Annotated in this window: 6 protein-coding genes; 5 read left to right on the top strand and 1 reads right to left on the bottom strand. The window is 63.5% G+C overall.

Features of this window, described 5'->3' with window-relative positions:
- Positions 1 to 138 precede the first annotated feature (138 nt).
- From ACYPYD_RS14080 to ACYPYD_RS14065, 4 genes are read left to right on the top strand one after another with little or no spacing between them, the layout of a single operon-like run.
- Positions 139 to 1,575: a circularly permuted type 2 ATP-grasp protein gene (locus ACYPYD_RS14080; RefSeq protein WP_008829100.1), complete on the top strand. Its 1,437-nt coding sequence runs from the start codon at positions 139 to 141 to the stop codon at positions 1,573 to 1,575.
- A gap of 31 nt (positions 1,576 to 1,606) precedes the next feature.
- The gene (locus ACYPYD_RS14075) at positions 1,607 to 2,554 is read left to right on the top strand and encodes an alpha-E domain-containing protein (RefSeq protein WP_271181742.1); all 948 of its coding nucleotides are present in this window, start codon (positions 1,607 to 1,609) and stop codon (positions 2,552 to 2,554) included.
- Positions 2,555 to 2,566: 12 nt separating this feature from the next.
- A complete protein-coding gene (locus ACYPYD_RS14070) occupies positions 2,567 to 3,430 on the top strand; it encodes a transglutaminase family protein (protein WP_459663730.1) in 864 nt (287 codons plus the stop codon).
- Positions 3,431 to 3,490: 60 nt separating this feature from the next.
- Complete coding sequence (locus ACYPYD_RS14065) at positions 3,491 to 4,231, top strand: peptidase (RefSeq protein WP_008829097.1); 741 nt, start codon at positions 3,491 to 3,493, stop codon at positions 4,229 to 4,231.
- Positions 4,232 to 4,365: 134 nt separating this feature from the next.
- Here ACYPYD_RS14065 and ACYPYD_RS14060 read toward each other — a convergent pair whose 3' ends face one another.
- Positions 4,366 to 5,646: a cytochrome P450 gene (locus ACYPYD_RS14060; RefSeq protein ID WP_459663728.1), complete on the bottom strand. Its 1,281-nt coding sequence runs from the start codon at positions 5,644 to 5,646 to the stop codon at positions 4,366 to 4,368.
- 191 nt (positions 5,647 to 5,837) lie between these two features.
- Between ACYPYD_RS14060 and ACYPYD_RS14055 the strand changes: the two genes are divergently transcribed.
- Positions 5,838 to 7,103: an amidohydrolase family protein gene (locus tag ACYPYD_RS14055; RefSeq protein WP_008829095.1), complete on the top strand. Its 1,266-nt coding sequence runs from the start codon at positions 5,838 to 5,840 to the stop codon at positions 7,101 to 7,103.
- Positions 7,104 to 7,109: the final 6 nt, after the last annotated feature.

Below are 7,109 nucleotides of genomic sequence, written 5' to 3'. Positions count from 1 at the left end.
CCCCACGAAGGGTATTAACGATCGAATCGCTCTGATTTCGCCGCCTTCACCGTCTGGTTAAAATTATTTCGCACTTGCAGCGAGACAGCTTGGCAAGTCCCGATTCCTGTTGCATCAATCGGTCAACAGGGAGTCACAATGGCGACTGCGGGCAGCAAGAACTTCGACGAGATGCTCAACGCGGACGGCTCCGTACGTCCCGCTTACGAAGAATTCCGCCAATGGTTCGACGGTCAGGACACCACTTGGCTCAGGCGGCAGGATGCCGAGGCGGAGCGCTTCTTCCGCCGCATCGGCATCACCTTCAACGTCTATGGGGATGACGCGGGCGAGGAACGCCTGATCCCCTTCGACATGATCCCCCGCATCATCACCGCGCGCGAATGGCGCAAGCTGACGCGCGGGATCGAGCAGCGGGTGCGGGCGATCAACGCCTTCCTGCAGGATCTCTACCACCGTCAGGAGATCATCCGTTCCGGCCGCCTGCCGATCGAGGCGCTGCGCAACAACGAGGCGTTCCTCAGCCAGATGATCGGCTTCACGCCGCCGGGCGGGGTCTACACGCATATCGTCGGCATCGACCTCGTCCGCACCGGGCCGGACGACTTCATGGTGCTCGAAGACAACGCCCGCACGCCCTCCGGCGTCTCCTATATGCTGGAGAACCGCGAGACGATGATGGCGATGTTCCCGGAACTGTTCACTAAAGTTCCGGTACGCCCCGTCTCCGACTATCCGCGCCGCCTCGCCCGTTCGCTGCGGGCCTGCGCCCCGGCGGCCTACAAGGGCGGCAAGCGGCCGGTCGTGGCGGTGCTGACGCCGGGCATCTACAATTCCGCCTATTTCGAGCACGCGTTCCTCGCCGACCAGATGGGCGCGGAACTGGTCGAGGGCAGCGACCTGCGCGTCATGGACGGGCGTGTATGCATGCGCACGACCACCGGTTACAAGGCGATCGACGTGATCTACCGCCGGGTGGACGACGATTACCTCGACCCGCTGACCTTCAATCCGAACTCGGTGCTGGGCGTCGCGGGCATCTTCGACGTCTACCGTTCGGGCGGCGTCACCATCGCCAATGCTCCGGGCACCGGCATCGCCGACGACAAGGCGATCTACAGCTACATGCCCGAGATCGTCGAATTCTACACCGGCGAGAAGCCGATCCTCCAGAACGTGCCGACGTGGCGCTGTTCGGAGGCGGATTCGCTAGGCTACGTGCTCGACAACCTTGCGGACCTCGTCGTCAAAGAAGTGCACGGTTCGGGCGGCTACGGCATGCTGATCGGCCCGACTTCCTCGAAAAAGGAGATCGCGGAGTTCGAGCAGAAACTGCGCGCCAAGCCGGGCAACTATATCGCCCAGCCGACGCTCTCGCTCTCGACCGTGCCGATCTTCACCAAGGAGGGCCTCGCGCCCCGGCACGTGGACTTACGGCCTTTCGTGCTCGTATCGCCCGACGGAATCGACATCACGCCGGGGGGGCTGACGCGCGTGGCGCTCAAGAAGGGATCGCTGGTGGTCAATTCCTCGCAAGGGGGCGGCACCAAGGACAGCTGGGTGCTGGACGAATGAGCGCGGTGGATATGAGCAGGGGCAAGAACTGATGCTGGGCCGCGGCGCGAACGGCGTCTACTGGATGAGCCGCTATCTCGAACGCGCGGAGAATACCGCACGGTTGATCGACGTGGGCTTTCACCTCGCGCTGACGCGGGGCAGTCGCCAGTCGCAGGACGAGGAGTGGAAGTCGGTCCTCACCACGACCGGCCAGCTTGAAGCCTATTGTGAAACCCACAGCGAGTTCACCGGCCCGCAGGTGTTCAATTTTCTGCTGCGCGAAAAGGACAATCCCGGTTCGGTACTGGCGATGGTCGAGAACGCGCGGACCAATGCGCGCGTGGTGCGCACCAGCCTGACCAACGCGGTGTGGGAGACCACCAACGAAGGCTGGATGAACTTGCGCGAACTGCTCGCGCGGCCGGTCCGCGAGACGAGTCTGGGTGAAGTGCTGCGCGAGATCCGCCGCACCGGGACGTTGGTGCGCGGCGCGCTCGAGGGCACGATGCTGCGCAACGAGGTGTTCAACTTTTCGCGCATCGGCACTTTCATCGAGCGGGCGGACAACACCGCGCGCATCCTCGATGTGAAGTACTACGTCCTGCTGCCCTCGGCGGCGTGGGTGGGCTCCAGCCTTGACAATGTGCAGTGGGACACGCTGCTGCGCTCGGTGGCAGGCAACCGGGCCTATTCGTGGCTCAACGCCGGTTCGATGGACCCGCGCGGCATCGCGAAGTTCCTGATCCTCGATGGGCAGTTCCCGCGCAGCCTTGTGTTCTGCTATGACAAGATCCGCAGCAACATGGCGGGGCTTGCCAAGGAATACGGTGTGGAGGTTCCGGCGCACGAATTGCTGCGCGATGCGGGGGCCAGGCTGCATCAGACCTCGATCGAGGAGATTTTCGAGACCGGCCTGCACGAATTCCTGCAGGATTTCATCGGCAAGACCATCGAGATCAGCAGCGCCATCGCCGCCGATTATCGGTTCAGCGAGTAGGAGGGCACAAGAGTGCTCCTGACCGTCAAGCACACCACGCGCTATGCCTTCGCCGGTAAAGTGACTCACGGGCTGCAGCGCCTGCGTCTCAAGCCCAAGTCGACGCACGGGCAGGAAGTGCTCGACTGGCGCATGACGCTGGAGGGCGCGGCCACTCAGGCGTCCTACGAGGACCAGCATTACAATCATGTCGATCTCGTCTCGATTGAGCCGGGCGTGCCGGAGGTGGTGGTGACTTGCGAGGGCACCGTCCGGACGGTCGACAACAACGGCGTCGTCGGCCAGAACTTCGGGCTTATGCCGCTGTGGTGCTTCCTGCGGCCGACGAAGCTGACGAAGCCCGGTCCCAAGGTGCGGCAGCTCCTCGCCGGAATCGAGGCTGATCGTTCGGACCTCCTGGGTTATCTCCACACCCTGTCGAGCGTGATCGGCGAGCAGGTGGAATACGTGCCGGGCACCACCGATTCGCAAACGACTGCCGAACAGGCGCTCAGTGCGGGGAAGGGCGTGTGCCAGGATCACGCGCATATCTTCATCGCCGCCGGACGCATGCTCGACGTGCCGATGCGTTACGTCGGCGGTTACCTTCGGATCGATGACCGTGTCGAGCAGGAGGCCGGCCACGGCTGGGCCGAGGCGCATGTGCCCGGGCTCGGCTGGGTGGGCTTCGACGTTTCCAACGCGATCTGTCCGGACGAGCGCTATATCCGCGTGGCGACGGGCTGCGACTACTCCGAAGCCGCGCCGGTCACCGGCATCGCCATGGGGGCGGGAGAAACCCGACTCGACGTTCATCTATCGGTAGATGAGAATCGGGTAGGAATGCAGCAGCAGCAGTCCGCACAGGGCGGGCAGCAGCAGACGCAAGGCAGCTAGACCCTCACCGCACGGTGGGGTACGGGCGGCACGGGTTTGCACGGGGTTTGACGTAGTACCATGACTTATTGTGTCGGCATGATGCTGGATCGCGGGCTCGTCCTGATGAGCGACACGCGCACCAATTCGGGCGTCGACAACATCTCGACCTTCCGCAAGATGGTCCACTGGGAGATTCCCGGCGAGCGCATCATCTCGGTCATGACGGCGGGCAACCTCGCCACCACGCAGGCGGTCATCAGCCAGCTGGAAGAGCGCACCAAGGCCCCTTCCGAGCGGCACAATTCGCTGCTCGAGGCACCGACGATGTTCAAGGTCGCCTCGATCGTGGGCAACTTGCTGCAGGACATCATCGAGGAACGCGCGACCGACAACGGCCAGAAGGCGGCTGCCGGAACCTTCAGCGCCTCGATGATCGTGGCGGGCCAGATCAAGGGCATGGAACCGCGCCTGTTCCTGATCTACCCCGAGGGCAACTTCATCGAGGCCAGCTTCGACACCCCGTTCTTCCAGATCGGCGAGACCAAGTACGGCCGCCCGATCCTGATCCGCGGCTACGACCGCGACATGAGCTTCGAAAGCGCGGTGAAGCTGATGACGGTGTCGTTCGATTCGACGTTGAAGGCGAACTTGTCGGTGGGCCTGCCACTTGACCTGCTGGTGATCGAGCGGGACAACTTCACCCCCCGGCACGAGCGGCGGATCGACGCTTCGGACCCGTACTTCCAGTCGGTGTCGACCAGTTGGAGCGAGGCGCTGCGCAATGCGCTGGACGGGTTGCCGGATTATCGGATGGGTTGAGGGCTTCGGTTTAGGCCCACCCCGTTGCGACTAGTTCGCTGCGCTCACAAGTCTCGCGGCCCTCCCGTAAACGGGAGGGCAAAGTGCAGGTCTCTCATTCCCCTCCCGTTTACGGGAGGGGGCAGGGGTGGGCCTCAGGTCTTTACATCCCACACCAGCGGCAGGTTACGGATCGAGAGCAGCCCCGGGAACACCGTCGTATCCGCACCCGGTTTCGCCCGGAACTCGGGTATGCGGCTGAACCATTCCTCCAGCAGTACCCGCAACTCGCGCCGTGCCAGGTGCGCGCCAAGGCAGATGTGCACTCCGCCGACGAAGGTGAAATGCCGGTTGGCCTTGCGCTCCGGATCGAACGTGCGCGGATCGTCGAAGCGCGCCGGGTCGAAGTTGCCCGCCGGGTTCAGGCACTGAAACGAATCGCCCTTGCGCACCTGAACCCCGTGCCATTCGAAGTCCTTCGTCGCCGTGCGCGTGGACGAGAGGATCGGCTGCGTGCGCAGGAACTCCTCGACCGCGCCGTTGATAAGCTCGGGCCGCTCGCGGATCGCACGCTGGATTTCCGGCTGGAGCGCCATGCGCCTGAACATCTGCGCGATCGTGGCGGCCACCGTGTCGAGCCCGCCGAGCCAGAGGAACCAGACCATGCCGATCTTCTCGTCCTCGGTCGGGGGGCGGCCCTCGATCCGGCCATGGGCGATCGCGGAGACGAGATGGTCGTCCGGCGCGCGCTCCTTCTCGGCAATGAAAGCGCGCAGGAAATCGAGAACTCCGCGCAGCGCCGCCTGCATCCTGGCAAGGTCGCCCGAGTGCAGGATTTCCCACTCCCAATCGAGGAACTGCTCGAACATCTCTTCGGGAAAGCCCATCAGGCCCATGAAGATGCGCACCGGATAGACCCGGCCGAAGTCCCAGGCCATGTCCACTTCGCCCTTGTCGGCGACGGCGTCGATCATCTCGGTCACGACCTTGCGGATGCGCGGTTCAAGGTCGCGGGTGATCCGCGCCGGGCTGAAATACGGCATCAGATAGAGCCGGTACTTCTGGTGGTCCGGCGGGTCGATGGCGAGAGGGATCGACTTGAAGGTCTCGCCGATCAGGCGCTGGAACTCGGCCGTCCCGGCGTTCGAGAAGTGGTCGTTGTCGGTATAGACCCGCTCGATGTCGGCATAGTGCGAGACCACCCAGTTGCCGCGCTGGTTGCCCGAAATCGCGCCGAGGCCATGCTGCATCGGCGGATTGTAGAGCAGACGGGGAATATCCTCGCCGTTGAGCCACGCAAAGGGCTCGTAGGGATCGACGAGGTCGTTAGGCTCGCTGCCGTTCGCGAAGGACAGATCTACGATGCGGTCCTTCGGTACGTTGTCCGGCGCTTCGTAGTCCACGCGGATGTCGTCAAGCGTTCGCGATTGTGGCATGTTCGTCTCCCGGATGAATAGATGCCGGGATGGCCGCTCCGCAACAAGAGGGCCGCAAGCGAGACAAGCGACGCAATCCCGCCGTCTCGCGCCTCGCAATGCCAGTCATCGTCCCGGCGTTGCCCTGCGCGATTGTGCGAACCCGGCCCGGTTGCGAAATGAGAGGCAATTGTTTTTCGGGAGATTGAGTGATGGCCGAGTCTGAAACCCAGGAGATGGCGCAGAACGCGCGCAAGTACTGGTCGGCGGATGGATATAGCGAAGGCGGCGTGATCCGCGAGGTCGATTATGCCTCGCAGTCTGGTGGCCTCGACCCGATGTTCGAAGGTATTAAGATCGTCGATACCGACACCCACATCACCGAGGCGCCGGACCTTTTCACCAGCCGCGCGCCAGCGGGCTGGAAGGACAAGATGCCCCGCGTGGAGCGGGTCAACGGCACGGACCGCTGGTTCGTGGGCGACCGGGACTTCGGCACGCTGGGCGGCAACGTCATTCGCGCCGACAACAACAAGCTGCTCGGGCGCCTGGCCTTCCCGAAGCTGGAGCAGGCGCATCCCGGGGGCCATGAACTCAAGGCGCGCCTGCAGGCGATGGACGATATGGGCGTCCATGCGCAGATCTGCTTCCAGAATTCCGGCGTGACGCAGGCTGGTTCGCTGATGAGCCTGGGTGACCTCGACCTCGCGCTCAAGGTCATCCAGATCTACAACGACGCCTCGGCCGAGTTCCAGGAGACCTCGGGCCAGCGCATCTTCAACATGGCGCATCTGCCGTTCTGGGACCAGAAGGCGCTCGAAACCGAGGCGAGGCGCTGCCACGATCTCGGCCTCAAGGGCTTCGTGCTACCCGACACGCCTGAGCGCGTCGGCGTGCCCAGCTTCAATTACGAATACTGGACGCCGTTCCTCGAGATGTGCGAGGCGACCGGCATGCCGCTGAACTTCCACCTAAACGCGGCGATTGATCCCAACACCCTGACCTGGGAAGGCTTCCAGTTCGAGCAGACGCTGTCGGTGGTGGCGACGATGTTCTCGATCGGTAACGCGGCGACGCTGGGTAACTGGATGGTCTCGGGTCGCCTCGACCGGCATCCCAAGCTCAAGATCGGCCTGATCGAAAGCGGCGCGGGCTGGGTGCCCTTCGCGGTCGAGGCGCTGGAGCACCAGTTCCGCGAAATGCTGCCGATCAAGCGCGATGTGCTCAAGAAGCAGCCTTGGGACTACTTCCGCGATCACTTCTTCTGCACCTTCTGGTTCGAGAAGATCGCTCCCAAATATCTGCTGGAGATCATCGGCGTCGACAACGTCATGTTCGAGACTGATTTCCCGCACCCGACTTCGCTCTATCCGGGCGTGCAGGAGCACCTGAAGGACGTGTTGGGCGGCTATGACCACGCGACCCGCAAGAAGGTGCTGCAGGACAACGCGGTGCGTTTGTACAACCTGCCGTTCTGACGCCGG

This window comes from Novosphingobium sp. 11B (assembly GCF_054589055.1).
This window is presented reverse-complemented; position numbering and strand designations above follow the sequence as displayed.

Coding starts and splice junctions, on each gene's coding strand:
- ACYPYD_RS14080 (WP_008829100.1), top strand. CDS start 139: ATGGCGACTGCGGGCAGCAAGAACTTCGACGAGATGCTCAACGCGGAC.
- ACYPYD_RS14075 (WP_271181742.1), top strand. CDS start 1,607: ATGCTGGGCCGCGGCGCGAACGGCGTCTACTGGATGAGCCGCTATCTC.
- ACYPYD_RS14065 (WP_008829097.1), top strand. CDS start 3,491: ATGACTTATTGTGTCGGCATGATGCTGGATCGCGGGCTCGTCCTGATG.
- ACYPYD_RS14060 (WP_459663728.1), bottom strand. CDS start 5,646: ATGCCACAATCGCGAACGCTTGACGACATCCGCGTGGACTACGAAGCG.
- ACYPYD_RS14055 (WP_008829095.1), top strand. CDS start 5,838: ATGGCCGAGTCTGAAACCCAGGAGATGGCGCAGAACGCGCGCAAGTAC.